The organism is Variovorax sp. P4_D9 (assembly GCF_056401695.1).
On the sequence record NZ_JBFUIU010000101.1, the window covers coordinates 1 to 17,835 of the forward strand.

At 67.9% G+C, this 17,835-nt stretch carries 16 protein-coding genes; 11 read left to right on the top strand and 5 right to left on the bottom strand.

What is annotated here, in order from left to right; translation table 11 throughout:
• The 5 genes from AC1DY5_RS13705 to AC1DY5_RS13725 form a co-directional block, all read left to right on the top strand.
• The coding region (locus tag AC1DY5_RS13705; RefSeq protein WP_478112059.1) for an ABC transporter permease at positions 1-618 on the top strand (618 nt) is incomplete at its 5' end.
• Complete coding sequence (locus AC1DY5_RS13710; protein WP_478112061.1) at positions 615-1,370, top strand: ABC transporter permease; 756 nt, start codon at positions 615-617, stop codon at positions 1,368-1,370. The genes AC1DY5_RS13705 and AC1DY5_RS13710, both read left to right, overlap by 4 nt.
• Positions 1,371-1,384: 14 nt before the next feature.
• Positions 1,385-2,191, top strand: coding sequence for a cyclase family protein (locus AC1DY5_RS13715; RefSeq protein ID WP_478112063.1), 807 nt, complete (start codon positions 1,385-1,387; stop codon positions 2,189-2,191).
• Positions 2,192-2,199: 8 nt separating this feature from the next.
• Positions 2,200-3,525 (top strand): fumarylacetoacetase, encoded by a 1,326-nt coding sequence (gene fahA / locus AC1DY5_RS13720; protein WP_478112086.1) that lies wholly within the window; start codon positions 2,200-2,202, stop codon positions 3,523-3,525.
• Positions 3,526-3,728: 203 nt separating this feature from the next.
• Positions 3,729-5,330: a mechanosensitive ion channel domain-containing protein gene (locus AC1DY5_RS13725; RefSeq protein ID WP_478112065.1), complete on the top strand. Its 1,602-nt coding sequence runs from the start codon at positions 3,729-3,731 to the stop codon at positions 5,328-5,330.
• Between the two features lie 25 nt (positions 5,331-5,355).
• Here AC1DY5_RS13725 and AC1DY5_RS13730 read toward each other — a convergent pair whose 3' ends face one another.
• From AC1DY5_RS13730 to AC1DY5_RS13750, 5 genes are all read right to left on the bottom strand, one after another.
• Entirely contained in the window at positions 5,356-5,793 is a 438-nt protein-coding gene (locus AC1DY5_RS13730; RefSeq protein WP_478112067.1) for a MaoC family dehydratase, read from the bottom strand.
• Positions 5,793-7,070 carry a benzoyl-CoA 2,3-epoxidase subunit BoxA gene (gene boxA, locus AC1DY5_RS13735; RefSeq protein ID WP_478112069.1) on the bottom strand — a complete coding sequence of 426 codons (1,278 nt, stop codon included), beginning with the start codon at positions 7,068-7,070 and terminating at the stop codon, positions 5,793-5,795. Before boxA ends, AC1DY5_RS13730 begins: the two co-directional genes overlap by 1 nt.
• 60 nt (positions 7,071-7,130) lie before the next feature.
• Positions 7,131-8,558, bottom strand: coding sequence for a benzoyl-CoA 2,3-epoxidase subunit BoxB (gene boxB / locus AC1DY5_RS13740; RefSeq protein ID WP_478112071.1), 1,428 nt, complete (start codon positions 8,556-8,558; stop codon positions 7,131-7,133).
• A 35-nt stretch (positions 8,559-8,593) separates the two neighbouring features.
• On the bottom strand, positions 8,594-10,261 hold the full coding sequence (gene boxC / locus AC1DY5_RS13745) for a 2,3-epoxybenzoyl-CoA dihydrolase (RefSeq protein ID WP_478112073.1): 1,668 nt from the start codon (positions 10,259-10,261) through the stop codon (positions 8,594-8,596).
• A gap of 131 nt (positions 10,262-10,392) precedes the next feature.
• Entirely contained in the window at positions 10,393-11,322 is a 930-nt protein-coding gene (locus AC1DY5_RS13750; protein ID WP_478112074.1) for a helix-turn-helix transcriptional regulator, read from the bottom strand.
• Positions 11,323-11,482: 160 nt separating this feature from the next.
• Here AC1DY5_RS13750 and AC1DY5_RS13755 point away from each other — a divergent pair, with 160 nt between their 5' ends.
• The 6 genes from AC1DY5_RS13755 to AC1DY5_RS13780 form a co-directional block, all read left to right on the top strand.
• Positions 11,483-11,947 carry a 4-hydroxylaminobenzoate lyase gene (locus AC1DY5_RS13755; RefSeq protein ID WP_478112076.1) on the top strand — a complete coding sequence of 155 codons (465 nt, stop codon included), beginning with the start codon at positions 11,483-11,485 and terminating at the stop codon, positions 11,945-11,947.
• Complete coding sequence (locus tag AC1DY5_RS13760; RefSeq protein WP_478112078.1) at positions 11,944-13,497, top strand: 3,4-dehydroadipyl-CoA semialdehyde dehydrogenase; 1,554 nt, start codon at positions 11,944-11,946, stop codon at positions 13,495-13,497. Before AC1DY5_RS13755 ends, AC1DY5_RS13760 begins: the two co-directional genes overlap by 4 nt.
• A gap of 37 nt (positions 13,498-13,534) precedes the next feature.
• Positions 13,535-15,091 carry a benzoate-CoA ligase family protein gene (locus AC1DY5_RS13765; RefSeq protein ID WP_478112079.1) on the top strand — a complete coding sequence of 519 codons (1,557 nt, stop codon included), beginning with the start codon at positions 13,535-13,537 and terminating at the stop codon, positions 15,089-15,091.
• Positions 15,088-15,888, top strand: a complete 801-nt coding sequence (locus AC1DY5_RS13770) for an alpha/beta fold hydrolase (RefSeq protein ID WP_478112081.1) — start codon at positions 15,088-15,090, stop codon at positions 15,886-15,888. The genes AC1DY5_RS13765 and AC1DY5_RS13770 overlap by 4 nt, the downstream gene beginning before the upstream one ends.
• Before the next feature lie 94 nt (positions 15,889-15,982).
• Positions 15,983-17,149, top strand: coding sequence for an ABC transporter substrate-binding protein (locus tag AC1DY5_RS13775; protein WP_478112082.1), 1,167 nt, complete (start codon positions 15,983-15,985; stop codon positions 17,147-17,149).
• A gap of 19 nt (positions 17,150-17,168) precedes the next feature.
• Positions 17,169-17,835 (top strand): branched-chain amino acid ABC transporter permease (locus AC1DY5_RS13780; RefSeq protein WP_478112084.1); only part of this gene is annotated, 667 nt, incomplete at its 3' end.

Genomic DNA, 17,835 nt, shown 5'->3' on the forward strand with positions numbered 1-17,835 from the left:
GCGCTCGACGGCTCGCTGTGGCAGGCCACGGCGTTCACGCTCGGCACCGCGGCGCTCGGCCTGCTGCTCGGCGCCGTGCTCGGCATCGGCGGCGGCATCGTGCTGGGCCTGTCGCGCCGCGCCGCCGAGCTGGGCCTGCTGTCGATCGAGGTGCTGCGCCCGGTGCCCTCGGTGGCGCTGATTCCGCTGGCGATGCTGATGTTCGGCTTCGGCGTGCGCATGGAGCTCGCGATCGTCGCCTTCGCCACCTTCTGGCCGATCCTGATCCTGGTGCAGGCGGCTGTACGGCAGGTCGACTCGCGGCTGCTCGAAGTCAGCCGCGTGCTGGGCCTGTCGCGCCGCGACCGGGCCTTCAAGATTGTGCTGCCGGCGATCATGCCGCGCCTGTTCGTGGCGCTGCGCCTGGGCGTGGCGGTGGCGCTGGTGGTGGCGGTCACGGTCGAGATCGCGGCCAATCCCAACGGCATGGGCTACGCGATGATGATCGCGCAGCAGAGCTTCGATCCGGCTCTGATGCTGGCCTGGCTGGGCTGGATCGGCATTGTCGGCTATGCGATCAACGCCGCGATGCACCGGCTGCATCAGCGCGTGGCGCGGCGCATGGGAGCGCCGTCATGAACGCCCGCCTGGGAAGCTGGCTCGGCTCGGCCGGCGTGCTCACTGCGCTGGTCGCGCTGTGGTGGACCGCGAGCAACGCGGGCTGGATCAGCCGCGTGTTCCTGCCGACGCCCGAGGCCACGCTCGAGAGCCTGGCCGAAGGCCTGCGCGGCGACCTGCTCGGCTACACGCTGGCGACCGTGCGCCGGATGCTCGAAGGCTGGCTGCTGGCGTCGATCTTCGGAGTCGTGCTCGGCGCCGCGATCGGCGTCTCGCCCTCGGTGCGCGCCTGGGTCCAGCCGACGCTCGAATTCATCCGCCCACTGCCGGCCTCGGCACTGCTGCCGCTGGCGATCTCGATCTTCGGCCTGAACCCCGGGATGGTGCTGTTCGTGGTCGCCTTCGGCGCCATGTGGCCGGTGCTGCTGGCGACCGTGCACGGCTTCGCGGCCGTCGAGCCCCGCCTGGCCGAGGTGGCGCGCTGCCTGCAACTGCCGCGCGCCGCCTTCGTCTGCAAGATCGGCCTGCCGAACGCGCTGCCCGACATCCTGGCCGGCATGCGCCTGTCGATGACGATCTCGCTGATCGTCGCCGTGGTCGGCGAGATGATCGCCTCGCAGAGCGGTCTGGGCCAGGCCATCCTGCTCGCGGCGCGCGCCTTCCGCGCCAGCGACCTGTTCGCCGGCATCGCGCTGCTGGGCCTGATCGGCTTCGCCAGCAACGCGCTGCTGGCATTCGCGGAAAAGAAACTGCTGCGTTGGCAGCACGCTTGAAAAGGAGCTCCCCTATGACCCGCAAATTCGTCGACCTATCGATCTTTCTCGAGAACGACGTAATGTCGGACCCGCCGGCCTTCGCACCGAAGATCCAGTACTTCACGCACGAACAGACCTACGAGCAGATCGAGCCCTTCTTCCCGGGCCTCAAGAAGGAGGACCTGCCCGACGGCGAAGGCTGGGCCGTCGAGCTGGTGCAGCTGTCGACCCACAACGGCACTCACCTCGATGCGCCCTATCACTTCCACTCGACGATGGACAAGGCGCTGGGCGACAAGAAGCCCGCTATCGCGATCCACGACGTGCCGCTCGAGTGGTGCTTCCAGCCTGCCGTGAAGCTCGATTTCCGCCACTTCGAGGACGGCTACGTGGTCACGGCCGACGATGTCGAGGTCGAGCTGAAGCGCATCCGCCACACGCTCAAGCCGCTCGAGATCGTGGTGGTCAACACCCGCGCCGGCTCGCGCTACGGCCACAACGACTACGTGTCGGCCGGTGCCGGCATGGGCTACGAGGCGACGATGTACCTGCTGGAGCGCGGCGTGCGGCTCACCGGCACCGACGCCTGGAGCTGGGATGCGCCCTTCGTGCACACCGCGAAGAAGTACGGCGAGACCCAAGACGCCTCGCTGATCTGGGAAGGCCACAAGGCCGGCCGCGACATCGGCTACTGCCACATCGAGAAGCTGCACAACCTCGAGGTGCTGCCGCCCGACGGCTTCTTCATCAGCTGCTTCCCGCACAAGATCCGCGGCGCCTCGGCCGGCTGGACGCGCGCGGTCGCGATCTTCGACGATGCGCTGATGGCCAGCGCGTGAGCACCGCGATGCCGCTCGATCACACGCACGACCCCGCCGCCCGCAGCTGGCTCGCCTCGGCCCAGGCCGGGGGCTGCGATTTTCCGATCCAGAACCTGCCCTTCGCGGTGTTCCGCGGCGCTGGCAGCGACGAGGCCTTTCGCGGCGGCGTCGCGATCGGCGACCAGGTCGTCGACCTGGCAGCGTTGGCCGACACGCGAGTCCTCGAAGGCCCGGCGCTGCAGGCCGCGCTCGCCTGTGCGCAGCCGGTGCTCAACGACTTCTTCGCCCTCGGCCCCGTGGCCTGGCGCACGCTGCGGCATGCGCTGTTCGCAGCGTTGAAGGAAGGCGCTGCCGCCGCCACGGTCGATGCGATGCGCGGCTGCCTGCGGCCCCCGTCGGCAATCGAGTTCGCGCTGCCCGCGCGCATCGGCGACTACACCGACTTCTACACCTCGATCGACCACGCGCTGAACATCGGCCGCCTGTTCAAGCCCGACGATCCGATCACGCCGAACTTCCAGTGGATCCCGATCGCCTACCACGGGCGCGTGTCGACCCTCGGCGTCAGCGGCCAGCAGTTCCATCGGCCGATGGGACAGACGATGGCCCCGGGCGCCAAGGCGCCAATCTACGGGCCCTGCGCGCGGCTCGACTACGAGCTCGAGCTCGGCATCTACATCGGCCAGGGCAATGCGGCGGGCGAAGCGATTCCGCTCGAGCGCGCCGAAGAGCATGTCTTCGGCATCTGCCTGCTCAACGACTGGTCGGCGCGCGACATCCAGTTCTGGGAGATGGCGCCGCTGGGCCCGTTCCTGGCGAAGAACTTCGCCACCACGGTGTCGCCCTGGATCGTCACGATGGACGCGCTGGCGCCGTACCGCACGGCATGGATGCGGCCGGCCGATCATCCGCAGCCGCTGCCCTACCTCGAAGGCCGGGCCAACCGGGAGGGCGGCGCGATCGATATCCGGCTCGAGGTCTGGCTCGAGAGCCAGCGCGACCGCGCCGAGGGCACGGGCCCGACCCGCCTGTCGGGGACCAGCTTCCGCCACCAGTACTGGAGCATYGCCCAGATGGTCACGCACCACACTGTCGGCGGCTGCAGGCTGAACCCGGGCGACCTGTTCGGCAGCGGCACCATCTCCGGTCCGGGTCCGGGCGAAGCCGGCGCCATGATCGAGCTGACCCGCGGCGGCCAGGCGCCGATCACGCTCGCGAACGGCGACCCGCGCGGCTTCCTGCAGGACGGCGACGCCGTGATGCTGCGCGGCTGGTGCGAGAAGCCGGGCGCGGCGCGGATCGGCTTCGGCGAAAGCCGTGGCACGGTGCTGCCGTGCCGCCTGCCGGGCTGAGGCCGCGCGCCTTGTCTGCGCCCGCCGATCGTGGTGTACTTTCCGGCGGCCGCACCTGAAAGGAACACTCATGGACGACTGTCGGAAGCTTGCACGGGCGCTGGCGCCCCTCCCTCTGGACGCACACCGGTGTGCAGCGCGGCCGGCCGCTGGCACCTGATGCGGCAGCCCGGATGGTGCTCTTTCGATTAGTCAGACTCTTCGTGGTTCTCGGGACGGCCTTGCGCCGGGGGACCTGGCTGCTGGCCTTGCTGCTGTACGCGGTCGGCGGGGGCGCCGGCGCCGAGGAGGCCGCCTCCACCGGCGCCACGCTGAAGGTCTGGAACCGCACGGTCTTCGTCTTCCGGGTGCCGATGTTCGGCCTCTCGCCGCAGCAGCGCGCCAACCGGGCGGCCGAACGCATCGGCGACATTCCACTGACCAGCCTCGGCGCCCCGGTCGAGGTCGCGGGCTTCGACCACGAAGGCGTGCCAGGCTACGCGGTGATGCTCGACGGCGGTACGCTGTTCGCAGTCTTCGCCAGCGACCTGGAGCCCGGCGATCCGCCACTGCCGCAGGTGGCTGCGCAGGCAGCCTCGCGGCTGCACCTTGCACTGCTGGCGCGCCAGGCGCAAAGCAGCGGGCGCCAGTTCGCGGCCTCTCTCAGCTGGGTTGCGCTCGCCACGCTGGCGCTCTTCGCCGTGCTGATCGGGCTACAGCATCTGGCCCGCGCCATCGAGGCCCGCACGCGGGGGCTGCGCGAGCGCTCGGCATCCCGGCCGCTGTTCGACGCCCGCCGCATCGCGGTCTCGGTCCTGGGCTATGCGATCCAGTGGTTCAAGATAGCGTTGATGCTGGTGGCGGCGTATGTCTGGCTGGCCTATGTGCTGACCCGCTTCCCCTACACCTACCCCTGGGGCCAGACACTCGACACTACGCTGATCACCGTGGCCTCGCAGGTCGCGGTCGCGGTGCTGCACGCGCTACCCGACCTTGGGATGGTCGCCGTGATCTTCCTGCTGGCGCACCTGGGAGTCCGCGGCCTGCATGCGCTTTTCAACGCCGCGCACGCCAGCGGCGTGAAGGTGTCGGCGCTGCAGAGCGACACCATCGGCGCCACGCGCCGGTTGACGGTGGTGCTGGTGTGGCTGTTCGCGGCGGTGGTGGCCTACCCCTTCATCCCCGGCTCCGACTCCAATGCGTTCAAGGGGCTCAGCGTGTTCTTCGGCGTGCTGGTGACGCTCGGGTCGTCCGGCGTCGTGTCGCAGATCATGTCGGGCTTCGTGCTGATCTATTCGCGTGCGCTGCGGCCCGGCGACTACGTGCAGATCGGCGAGTCCGAAGGCTATGTGGTCGAGCTCGGCACGCTGTCGACCAAGTTGCGCAACCGCCTCGACCAGGAGGTCACGCTGCCCAACTCTGTGGTGGTCGGAACGCGGATCCTCAATTCGAGCGACACCACCAAAACCAACGGCGGCGGCATCGCGTTGTCGACCTCGGTGACGATCGGCTACGACAGCGCCTGGCGCCAGGTGCACGCCATGCTAATGATGGCCGCCGGCCGCACCCGCGACCTGCTGGCCGAACCACCGCCCACGGTGCGGCAGGTGAGGCTGCAGGATTTCTATGTCGAATACGAGCTGAATGTCTTCATGCTTGCGGGTGCGCCCAAGTACGACGTGCTGAACGTCCTGCACGGCCACATCCAGGACGTCTTCAACGAATACGGCGTGCAGATCATGTCGCCGAACTTCATGCTGCAGCCGGCCACGCCGGTGCTGGTGGCCAAGGAAGACTGGCGGCCGGCGCCGGCCGTGGCGGACTGAACCGGCAACGGCGCTGCTTCGGTCCTCAGGCCGCGAGCCTGAAAAGGCTGGTCGCCTCGAGGTCGAGCACCGGCAGCTCGCGCTGGTTGAAGAGCCGCCAGCGCCAGCGCAGGATTCCGAGGTGCGGCCTCTTCTCCGAACGCCGCGCCTCGATGACATCGGCCACCAGCCGCAGGCTGTCGCCGGGGCGCACCGGGTTCGGCCACTTGAGGAAGGCGAGGCCCGGCGAAGCGAAGGACTCGGAGCCGGCCAGCGCCGCATCGGTGACCAGCCGCATCGCGATCGCGCTAGTGTGCCAGCCGCTCGCAATCAGGCCGCCGAACGGGCCTCCGGCGGCGGCCTCGGCATCGGTGTGGAACCACTGCGGGTCGTAGGCCCGCGCGAACTGCAGGACTTCCGCCTCGGTCACGAGGTAGGGGCCGGCCTCGATGGCCAGGCCCTCGTGGAAGTCTGTGAATTTCATCAGTAGGTTTCGAGGTGCAGGCGCCCTTCCCGCTTGAGGCCCGCACCAACCGAATCCCAGTCGAGCCCGGCCTCGGTCGCGACGTCGCGCAGCGCCAGCACCACGCCCTCTTCCATGCTTTTCAGGCCGCACACGTAGAAGTGCGTCTGCCCGTCCTTCAGCAACTCGGCCAGGTCGGCGGCGCGTTCGCGCATCAGGTCCTGCACGTAGCGCTTGGGGGTGCCCGGCGTGCGCGAGAAGGCGAAGTTGATGTCGATGAAATCCTTCGGCAGGGTCTGAAGCGGACCGAAGTAGGGCAGCTCCTGCTGGGTGCGGGCGCCGAAGAACAGCATCAGCTTGCCGCTCTCGAACTTGCCGCTCTTGCGCAGGCGCCGGCGCCATTCGGTCATCGCGCGCATCGGCGCGCTGCCGGTGCCGGTGCAGATCATCACGATGTGCGACTTCGGATGGTTCGGCATCAGGAACGACGACCCGAAGGGCCCGATCACCTGCACCTTGTCGCCGACCTTTAGGTCGCAGACGTAGTTGCTGGCCACGCCGCGCACCGGCCTGCCCTGGTGGTCCTCGAGCACGCGCTTCACGGTCAGCGAGATGTTGTTGTAGCCGGGGCGCTCGCCGTTGCGCGGGCTGGCGATCGAATACTGGCGCGCGAAGTGCGCCTTGCCGTTGGCATCGGTGCCAGGCGGGATGATGCCAATCGACTGGCCCTCGAGCACCGGGAAGGGCATGGCGCCGAAGTCCAGCACGATGTGGTGGGTCTGGTTCTCGTAGCCGGCCTCGGTGCAGTTGAAGTTGCCGACCACGGTGGCGGTGGTCGGGTTCTTCGGCGGATGCAGGTTGGTGTAAGCGTGGGCCGCCGACCAGGGCGGCACGGTGGCGCCGTACTGGGCCGAATTGAAGACTGCTTCGCCGGGTGCGGCCGGTGGCTGCGGTGGCGCCGCCGGCACCTGGAGCAGCGCCTCTTGCGGCGCGCCGACGCCCTCGGCCTCGAGTTGCTCGGGCGTGAGTTCGGCCGGCAGTTCGTCCCAGGTGAATTGCTCCTCGATCGAGTAGGCGCGCGCCAGCGGCATGGTGCGCCAGTTGTCGATCGATCCGGTCGGGCACGGCGAGATGCAGGCCATGCAGCCGTTGCAGACATCGGCGCGAACGACGTAGTTGCGGTCGTCATGCGTGATCGCATTGACCGGGCAGATGGCTTCGCAGGTATTGCAGCGAATGCAGATCTCGGGGTCGATCAGGTGCTGCCTGATGACCGAAACGTCGACAGCCATGTCCATCGTGAGTCTCCTTTTATGTCGCCGCGGCCGCCATCGACGGCGCCGCGGCCCCTTGGATGGTCAACCGAAGCGGACGTATTCGAAATCGACCGGCTGGCGGTTGATGCCCATCACCGGCGGCGCGATCCAGCCGGCAAACTTGCCCGGGTCGACCACGCGGCCCATCAACGATGCCACGAAAGCGAAATCTTCGGGCGTCGGCAGCCATTCGCTCTTCTTCGCGGCCCATTCGGCCTCGCTCACGACACGGCCTTCCGGCGACACCTTGATGCCGGCCAGGGCGCCGATCTGGCGATTGAAGGCCTTGTGCGGCACGGTGAGGCGGGTCGGGATGCCAGCCTTCTCGAGCACCTTGTTCCAGCGCTGCACGCCGGCCACCGAGTCCTTGATGAAGTCGTCGCGCAGCACTTCGTTGAGGGCGTTGAGCATCGGCACGTCCTTCTCGACCAACTGGCCGTTAACCACTTCGAGCACCTTGTAGGTCTGGCCCTTGAGCACGTGGTCGTCGGTGCGCTTGCCTTCCTCGTAGCGGCCCTTCAGGCCCGAGCTGTAGAAGATGGCGGCGTTGCTCGACTGGTCGGCGCCGAACAGGTCGATGGTCACGCTGTAATGGAAGTTCAGGTAGCGCTGGATCGTGCCGAGGTCGATGGCGCCGGCCGCGCGAACCTTTTGCGGATCATCCGTCTTGAGATCGTTCATGACCTGCGCTGTGCGCTGCAGCACGCGCGACACGCCGCTCTCGCCGACGAACATGTGGTGCGCTTCTTCGGTCAGCATGAACTTGGTGGTGCGCGCCAGCGGGTCGAAGGCGCTCTCGGCCAGGGCCGACAGCTGGAACTTGCCGTCGCGGTCGGTGAAGTAGGTGAACATGAAGAAGGCCAGCCAGTCGGGCGTCTTCTCGTTGAAGGCGCCGAGGATGCGCGGGTTGTCCTGGTCGCCGGACTGGCGCTGCAGCAGGGCTTCGGCTTCTTCGCGGCCATCGCGGCCGAAGTACTTGTGCAGCAGGTAGACCATGGCCCACAGGTGGCGGCCTTCCTCGACGTTGACTTGGAACAGGTTGCGCAGGTCGTACTGGCTCGGGCAGGTCAGGCCGAGGTGGCGCTGCTGCTCTACCGAGGCGGGCTCGGTGTCGCCCTGCGTGACGATGATGCGGCGCAGGTTCGCGCGGTGCTCGCCGGGCACGTCCTGCCAGGCCTTGTCGCCCAGGGAGTCGCCGAAGTGGATCTTGCGCTCCGCATCGCCCGGGTTCAGGAAGATGCCCCAGCGGTAGTCGCGCATCTTCACGTGGCCGAACTGGGCCCAGCCGTTGGGATCGACGCTGACGGCGGTGCGCAGGTAGACGTCGAAGTTGGTCGAGCCTTCGGGGCCCACGTCGTCCCACCAATTGATGAAGTTCGGCTGCCAGCCTTCGAGCGCGCGCTGCAGGGTGCGGTCTTCGCTCAGGTTGACGTTGTTCGGGATCTTCTCGCTGTAGTTGATCGTGTTCATGTCATTTTCCTCGGGTTCGTTGCGGGCGGGGTGGATCAGACGCGGTTCAAATCGAAGCCGGCCTTCTCGCCGGTGCCGTAGACCTTCAGTGCACCCTTGGCGCCGACCGCGTTGGGGCGATTGAAGATCCAGTTCTGCCAGGCGGTGAGCCGGCCGAAGATGCGGGTGTTCATGTTTTCCTTGCTGGCGAAGCGCAGGTTGGCCTCGAGGCCGGTCAGCGCGTCGGGTGACATCGCGGCACGTTCCTCGATCGCCATGCGGATCTCGTCGCCCCAGTCGATGTCGTCGGGTGCGGCCGTGACCAGGCCGAGCTTCAGCGCTTCGTCGGCATCGAGTGCCTGGCCGGCGGCGCCACGTGCGGCTTCCAACGGCGCCGTCTCTTCATAGAAGCGGCGCTGCAGGCGGCTCTGGTCGTTGACCATCGGGAAGAATCCGAAGTTGAGTTCGTTCAACGTCAGCTTGGGTGCCTTCTCGGGGGCGTCGGGCAGCGCCAGCATGTAGGCGCGGTCGGCCGCGAAGGCCAGCTCGGCCAGGGTGCCGGCGAAGCAGGAGCCCTCTTCGACCAGCGCGAACAGGCTGCGCGACGAGACGTCGAGCCGGGCCAGCGTGCGGCGCAGCGCGCCGATGGTCTCGCGCACCAGCCAGTGGTCCTTGTTGGCGACCAGCGTGGCGTCGCTCGCCAGCACGGCCTGGGCGTCGCCCTCGGTCTTGAGCAGCCAGGTGCCAATGTCGAGCTCGTTGGTGCGCAGGTTGAGGATCGCGTCGTCGAGCTGGCGCACCATCGCAAGCGGCCACCAGGCGACGCCGGCGGCCTCGATCGCGGCGATGTCGGCGGGCTGTGCGCCGGTGGGCGCCTTCACGGTCAGGGTGGCGGTGCGGCGCGCGCGGTCGATCTCGACCGTGACGTGCTCGTAGCGCAGGCTGTCGGCGCCGTCTTCGCGCTCGAGGCGCGTCAGGCTCACGCCCTTGCCGCCGGCCGGGCGGTCGCTGCCTTCGGCCAGCTTGGCGGCGCGCTCCTGCACCACGGCGCCGAACTGGGCCGGCTTGGCGATCGCGTCGACCAGCCGCCAGTCGACCGCGCGCTGTCCGCGCACGCCTTCGACGCTGGTGCAGAAGATGTCGGCCAGGTCATGGCGCACGCGGCGCTTGTCGGTCACGCGGGTCAGGCCGCCGGTGCCGGGCAGCACGCCGAGCAGGGGCACTTCGGGCAGCGAAACCGAGGATGAGCGGTCGTCGACCAGGATGATCTCGTCGCAGGCCAGCGCCAGCTCGTAGCCGCCGCCGGCGCAGGCGCCGTTGACGGCCGCGATGAACTTGAGGCCCGAGTGCTTCGAGGTGTCCTCGATGCCGTTGCGGGTCTCGTTGGTGAACTTGCAGAAGTTGACTTTCCAGGCGTGGCTCGAGACGCCGAGCATGAAGATGTTGGCGCCCGAGCAGAAGATCCGGTCCTTGCCGCTGGTCACGATCACCGAGCGGACTTCGGGGTGCTCGAAGCGCACGCGGTTCAAGGCGTCGTTGAGTTCGATGTCGACACCCAGGTCGTAGCTGTTGAGCTTGAGCTTGTAGCCGGGGCGGATGCCGCCGTCTTCCGCGATGTCGAGCGACAGGCGGGCCACCGAGCCCTCCACGCTGAGTGTCCAGTGGCGGTATTGCGTGGGGTCGGTGCGGTAATCCACGCGAAGGGCTTGGGTGCTGTCGGTCATGCGGGTCTCCTGGGGTGTCTGGGGGGCTGGCTAGGAACAATAGTGCATTTATCGATCGCCAGAACATGCATCATGCTGCATGTTCTGGCGCGCGTCAACCCTCGAATGACTTTTTTACAGCGTCTGCCCGCTCAGGAGTGGCTCATGGCTTCGCGGACTGCGGTTCGCAGCCTAGCGAAGCTGTGCGCGAGATCCTGCCCACCGGTGTCGACGCTGAGGTCGGCCTTCGAATAGAACGCGGCCCGCCCGCTGAGGATGCGCCGCAGGTCGTCCATGGCTTCCTTGCTGGCTGCCATCGGGCGCGTGTCGCCCTGGGCGGCGACTCGGCCCATGTGTTCTTCGGGCGCAGCCTGCAGCCAGACCGTGGTGCAATGCGCCAGCAGTTGGTTGAAGGTGGCCGGATCGGAGACGATGCCGCCCGGCGTGGCGATCACCACCTCGCCATAGATCTGCACGGTCTCCTCGAGCGCTCGGCGCTCGTAGCGGCGGTAGGCATTGGTGCCGTAGAGGTCGTGGATCTCGCGCACGCTGCAGCCGGCGATCTTCTCGATCTCGCGGCTCAGCTCGATGAAAGGCATTTCCAGGTCGTCGGCCAGCATCTGGCCGAGGGTGGACTTGCCGGCGCCGCGCAGTCCGATCAGCGCGATCCGCCGGTGCCGCGCCGGGTCGCCGGCGGCGGTGCCGAGCAACTCGCCCAGGGCGATGCGGGCGCGGCGCAGGTCTGCTTCGCTGCGGTTCTCGAGCAATTCGCGGATCAACAGCCACTCGGGCGAAATGGTCGTGACGTCGCCGACCAGCTCGGCCAGCGAGCACTGGAGCGCGCTCGCCACCTGCTGCAACACCAGGATCGAGGCATTGCCGATCCCGTATTCGAGGTTGGCCAGGTGCCGCTCCGACACGTCGGCCGCCAGCGCCACCGCCTTGCGCGTGAGACCGCGACGGGCGCGCAGGTTGCGCACGCGCTCGCCGAGCGCCGCCAGCAACGGGTTCTTGGCCTCTTCGGCCGGCGCGGGGACTTCGGGAGATGCGGACAGCACCGCCTCTTCAGCTCGCTGGTTCATGAGTCGCTTTCGCTCGGCCGGCAGTTCGGCTAAGGGTTAACACCTGTACATGCATTATATTGCTTGACACCTTTGTGGTCGGTGCTTATGGTTCATGCATAGGCAAGATACTGCACGCAGACGATTGCCGCAAGTTCAACTCCCACGCATGAGCACTTCCATGTCCAAAGACAGCTTCCACCAACTTGTCGCCGAGTTCGCGGGCCAGATCGCCGGCCGGCCGCTCGACCAGGATCTCGACCGCTGGCTCAACAGCCAGCACGGCGCCGGCAGCCCGAGCTTCGAGAAGCTCAAGCAGGCCTGCATCGACGGCGTCGCCGAAGGCTGGCTCTGCGACCGCGTAGGCGGCGGCATCCGCTACGGCCGGGTCTTCAAGGCCGAGGACGCGCTGAGCCGATTTTCGGTCGACGTGGTCGACATGCGCGACATCGCCGGCCCGCACCACACTCATCCGAATGGCGAGATCGATTTGATCATGCCGCTGGAGGGCGACGCGACCTTCGACGGCCGGCCGGCCGGCTGGTGCGTCTATCCGCCCGGGAGCGCCCATCACCCCACCGTCGCGCAAGGCCGCGCCTTGGTTCTCTATCTGCTGCCCGAAGGGCAAATCCAGTTCACCAAATGACCGAACTCCTTTCCAACTACATCGCCGGCCGCTGGCAGGCCGGCAGCGGCGCCGGCACGGCGCTCTTCGACCCGGTGCTCGGCACCGAACTGGCGCGGGTCGACGCCACCGGGCTCGACCTGCCGGGCGCCTTCCGCTTTGCACGTGAAACCGGCGGCGCCGCGCTGCGCGCCCTGACCTACCGCGAACGCGCAGGCCTGCTGGCCGCGATCGTGAAGGTGCTGCAGGCCAACCGCGACACCTACTACGAGATCGCCACCGCCAACTCGGGCACCGTGAAGAACGATTCGGCAGTCGACATCGACGGCGCGATCTTCACGCTGGGGCAGTACGCCAAGTGGGGCGATGCGCTCGGCGACGTCCGCGCGCTTCGCGACGGCGAGGCAGCCAAGCTCGGCAAGGAGCCGGTGTTCATGTCGCAGCACCTGCAGGTGCCGACGCGCGGCGTGGCGCTGTTCATCAACGCCTTCAACTTCCCGTCCTGGGGCCTCTGGGAGAAGGCCGCGCCAGCGCTGCTCTCGGGCGTGCCGGTGATCGTCAAGCCCGCGACGTCCACCGCCTGGCTCACGCAGCGCATGGTGCGCGACGTGGTCGAGGCCGGCGTGCTGCCGGCCGGCGCCCTGTCGGTGATCTGCGGCAGCTCGACCGGGCTCATGGACCAGCTCGAGCCTTTCGACGTGGTGTCGTTCACCGGCTCGGCCGAGACCGGCGCGGTGATCCGCTCGCACCCGGCGGTGGCGCACCGCTCGGCGCGCGTCAACATCGAGGCCGACAGCCTGAATTCGGCCCTGCTGCTGCCCGACGCCACGCCCGGCAGCGAGGCATTCAACCTGCTGGTGCGCGAGGTGGTGCGCGAGATGACCGTGAAATCGGGCCAGAAATGCACCGCGATCCGGCGCATCCTGGTGCCCGCGGCGCTCTACGACGCCGCGGCGGAAGCCATCGGCGCGAAGCTCGCCGGCGTGACGGTCGGCAATCCGCGCAACGAGAGTGTGCGCATGGGATCGCTGGTGAGTCGCGCCCAGCTGGTCGCGGTGCGCGAGGGGCTGGAGACGCTCAAGGCGCAGGCCGATGTGCTGCACGACGGTAGCGCCAAGGCACTGGTCGACGCCGATCCAGCGATCGCCGCCTGCATCGGTCCGGTCCTGCTGGGTGCGCGCGATGCCGATGCGGCCGATCGCGTGCATGACATCGAGGTCTTCGGCCCGGTTGCCACGCTGCTGCCGTACCGCGATCTCGATCAAGCGGTGGCGCTCGCCCATCGCGGCCAGGGCTCGCTGGTGACCTCCCTCTATGGCGCCAACGATGCGGCGCTCGGCCAGGCCGCGGTGCAGCTCGCCGCCAGCCACGGCCGGGTGCACGTGATCTCGCCCGAGGTGGCCCAGGCGCAGACCGGCCATGGCAATGTGATGCCGATGTCGATGCACGGCGGCCCGGGCCGCGCGGGCGGCGGTGCCGAGCTCGGCGGCCTGCGGGCGCTGGACTTCTACCACTGCAGGAGCTCGGTGCAGGCCAGCCCCGCGGTGCTGGCGCAGCTCGGCCTCCAGTAGCCCGGCCGCAAGACAAGACGATCCGAGGAGACGCACGATGAACCTGCCCGACACCTTCAACTTCGCCGAGCACCTGTTCGCGCTGAACCGCGGCCGCCCCACCAAAGCGGCCTACATCGATGATCGCGGCGCGCTCGGCTACGGCCAGCTCGAAGACCGCGCCCGCCGGCTCGCCGCCGCCCTGCTCGCCAGCGGCGTGCGACGCGAGGACCGTGTGCTGCTGCTGATGCTCGACGGCAGCGACTGGCCGGTCGCCTTCCTCGGCAGCCTCTACGCCGGCATCGTGCCGGTGGCAGTCAACACGCTGCTCACGGCCGACGACTACGCCTACATGCTCGCCCACAGCGGCGCCACCGCGGCGCTGGTGTCGGGTGCACTGCTGCCGGTGCTACAGGAGGCGATGGCAAAGGGACCGAACCCGGTGCGCGCGCTGTTCGTCTCACAGCCCACGGGCGCGCTGCCCGATGGCGCGCAGAACTTCGACTCAGCCGTCGCCGCCAGCGAGCCGCTTGCCGCTCCCGCCGCCACGACGCCGCAGGACCATGCCTTCTGGCTCTACTCCTCGGGCTCCACCGGCAAGCCCAAGGGCACGGTCCACACCCACGCCAACCCGTGGTGGACCGCCGAGCTCTATGGCAAGCCGGTGCTGGGGCTGACCGAGGACGACGTCTGCTTCTCGGCCGCCAAGATGTACTTCGCCTACGGCCTCGGCAACGCGCTGACCTTCCCGCTGTCGGTCGGCGCCACCGTGCTGCTGATGGCCGAGCGGCCGACTCCCGACGCCACCTTCAAGCGCTGGACCGGCCAGACGGGCCAGAAGCCGACCGTGTTCTTCGGCGCGCCGACCGGCTTCGCCGGCATGCTGGCCTCGCCCAGGCTACCGGCGCGCGAAGCGGTCGCGCTGCGCATGTGCTCCTCGGCCGGCGAGGCGCTGCCGGGCGAGATCGCGCAGCGCTTCAAGGCCCACTTCGGCTGCGAGATCGTCGACGGCATCGGCTCGACCGAGATGCTGCACATCTTTCTCTCGAACCGGCCCGGCGACATTCGCTACGGCACCACCGGCAAGCCGGTCGAGGGCTACGAGATCGAGCTGCGCGGCGAGGACGGCCAGCCGGTCGCGGTCGGCGAGGTCGGCGACCTCTATATCAAGGGCCCGAGCAGCGCGCTGATGTACTGGGGCAACCCCGAGAAAAGCGCCGAGACCTTTCGCGACGGCTGGACCAAGAGCGGCGACAAGTACTCGCGCGACGCCGACGGCTACTACACCTATGCCGGGCGTAGCGACGACATGCTCAAGGTCAGCGGCATCTACGTCTCGCCCTTCGAGGTCGAGGCCACGCTGATGCAGCACCCGGCCGTGCTCGAGGCGGCGGTGATCGGCAAAGAAGACGCCGACGGGCTGACCAAGACCAAGGCGTACGTGGTGCTGAAGGAAGGCCGCTCGACCACCGACGAGGAGCTCAAGGCCTTCGTCAAGGAGCGCCTGGCGCCTTACAAGTACCCGCGCTTCATCGAATTCGTCGATGAACTGCCAAAGACCGCCACAGGCAAGATCCAGCGCTTCAGGCTGCGTGAGCGGGAGCAGAAGGCGTGACCGCGCCCTCCGCATTCGCCGCCATCCAATGGCGGGGCAAAGAGGTGCGCGTCGAGTACGCGCTGATCGCCCCCGAGCGCACCGACGCCCCGCTGGTCGTCTTCCTGCACGAAGGCCTCGGCTCGATCTCGATGTGGAAGGACTTCCCCGAGCGCCTGTGCGAGGCCGGCGGCTTCCGCGGGCTGGTGTTCTCGCGTCCCGGCTATGGCCGCTCGACGCCGCGCGACGCCGAGGAGACCTGGGACGTCGACTTCATGCACCGCCAGGCGCACGAGGTGCTGCCGGCCTTCTTCGAGGCGCTGGGCATCGAGGAAAGGCCCTGGCTGCTGGGCCACAGCGACGGCGGCTCGATCTCCCTGCTGTACGCGGCCGAGTTTCCCCACCGCGTGGCCGGACTGGTGGTGATGGCGCCGCACATCCTGGTTGAGGAAGTGACGGTCGCCAACATCGAGTTGGCGCGCCAGGCCTACCTGGAGACCGACCTGCGCCAGAAGCTCGGCCGCTACCACGAGGACGTCGACTCGGCCTTCTGGGGCTGGAACCGGATCTGGCTGCATCCGCCCTTCCAGCAATGGAACATCGAGCCCGAACTCGACGGCATCCGCTGCCCGGTGCTCGCGATCCAGGGCGTCGACGACGAGTACGGCACACTCCGGCAGATTCGCGGGATCGCCGAGCGCGTGCCGCAGACCCGGCTGTTGGAAATTCCAGACTGCGGGCATTCCCCGCATCGCGATCAGCCCGAAACGGCGATAGTGGCGACCGTTTCATTTATCAAGTCAGAAAACTCCTCTTGACCTGCCGCAACCGGCGGCCCTGGGGGAAACTCTTACTTGAGTCATGAATAGTTTACCTGTAAAGTAATTTCAATCAACCGAAGGAGACCTTCCCATGAGCCACCGCATCGCATGCACCACCCTGACAGCCCTGGCGTTGGCGTGTATCGCCACCCTGGGCCATGCCCAGCAGGGCAAGCTGAAGGTGGGCCTGATGCTGCCGTACAGCGGTACCTATGCCGCGCTCGGCGTCGCCATCGAGAATGGTTTCAAGCTGCGCATCGAGGAGCAGGGCGGCAAGCTCGGCGGCCGCGACATCGAGTTCGTCAAGGTCGACGACGAGTCGGACCCGGCCAAGGCAACCGACAACGTCAACAAGCTGATCAAACGCGACAACGTCGACGTCATCATCGGCACGGTCCACTCGGGCGTGGCGATGGCGATGGCCAAGGCGGCCAAGGAAAGCGGCACCGTGCTGATCGTGCCGAATGCCGGCGCCGACGCCGTGACCGGCCCGATGTGCGCGCAGAACATCTTCCGCAGCTCGTTTTCGAACTGGCAGCCGGCCTACGCCATGGGCGAGGTCGCGGGCAAGCAGGGCAAGAAGAAGGCCATCACGATCACCTGGAAGTACGCGGCTGGCGACGAGTCGGTAGCCGGCTTCAAGGAAGGTTTCGAGAAGGCCGGCGGCAAGGTGGAGAAGCAGCTCACCGTGCCGTTCCCGAACGTCGAGTTCCAGGCCCTGCTGACCGAGATCGCGGCGGCCAAGCCCGACGTGGTGTATTCCTTCTTCGCTGGCGGCGGTGCGGTCAAGTTCGTCAAGGACTACGCCGCGGCCGGCCTCCACAAGACCATCCCCCTGGTCGGCCCCGGCTTCCTGACCGACGGCACGCTCGAAGCGCAGGGCGAGGCCGCCCAGGGCATGCTGACCACGCTGCACTACGCCGACGGCCTGAACACGCCGCGCGACACCGCCTTCCGCACCGCCTACGCCAAGTCCTTCAAGCTGCAGCCCGATGTGTATGCGGTGCAGGGCTACGACGCGGCGCAGATGCTGGCCATCGGCCTCGCCGCCGTCAAGGGCGACATCAGCAAGAAGGCCGAGTTCGCAGGTGCCATCGAGAAAGCCAAGATCGACAGCCCGCGCGGCGCCTTCACGATCAGCAAGGCGCACAACCCGGTGCAGGACTTCTACCTGCGCAAGGTCGAGGGCAACGAGAACAAGATGGTGAACATCGCCGTCAAGGGCCTCGCCGATCCGGCGCGCGGCTGCAAGATGTAATTGAGAGCGAAGACACTGCATGGACTTCGGTACCTTTCTCGTTCAGTGCCTGAACTCCGTGCAGTACGGGCTGCTGCTGTTCCTGGTCGCCTCCGGACTGACGCTGATCTTCGGCATCATGGGGGTGATCAACCTGGCGCACGGCAGCTTCTACATGCTGGGCGCCTACATGGCCTTCGCGCTGTCGCCGCTGTTCGGCGACCAGTTCATCGTGATGCTGGCGGCCGGCGTGGTGCTGGCCGCGGTTTTCGGCTACGTGCTCGAATGGGCCTTCTTCAGCTACCTCTACCAGCGCGACCACCTGCAGCAGGTGCTGATGACCTACGGCCTGATCCTGGTGTTCGAGGAACTGCGCTCGCTCTTGATCGGAAACGACGTGCACGGCGTCAAGGCGCCGCCCTGGCTCGACGGCAGCTTCGCGCTCGGTGACCTCATGAGCTATCCGTGGTACCGGCTCTTCGCATCGGCGGCCTGCGTGCTGCTGGCGGTGGGCCTCTATTTCGTGGTCAACCGCACGCGGCTGGGCATGATGATCCGCGCCGGCGCCAGCAACCGCGACATGGTGCGCGGCCTGGGCATCGACATCCGCCGGCTCTACCGCATCGTGTTCGCGGCCGGCGTGGCGCTGGCCGCGCTGGCCGGCATGATCGCGGCGCCGATGTCCTCGGTCTACCCGGGCATGGGCG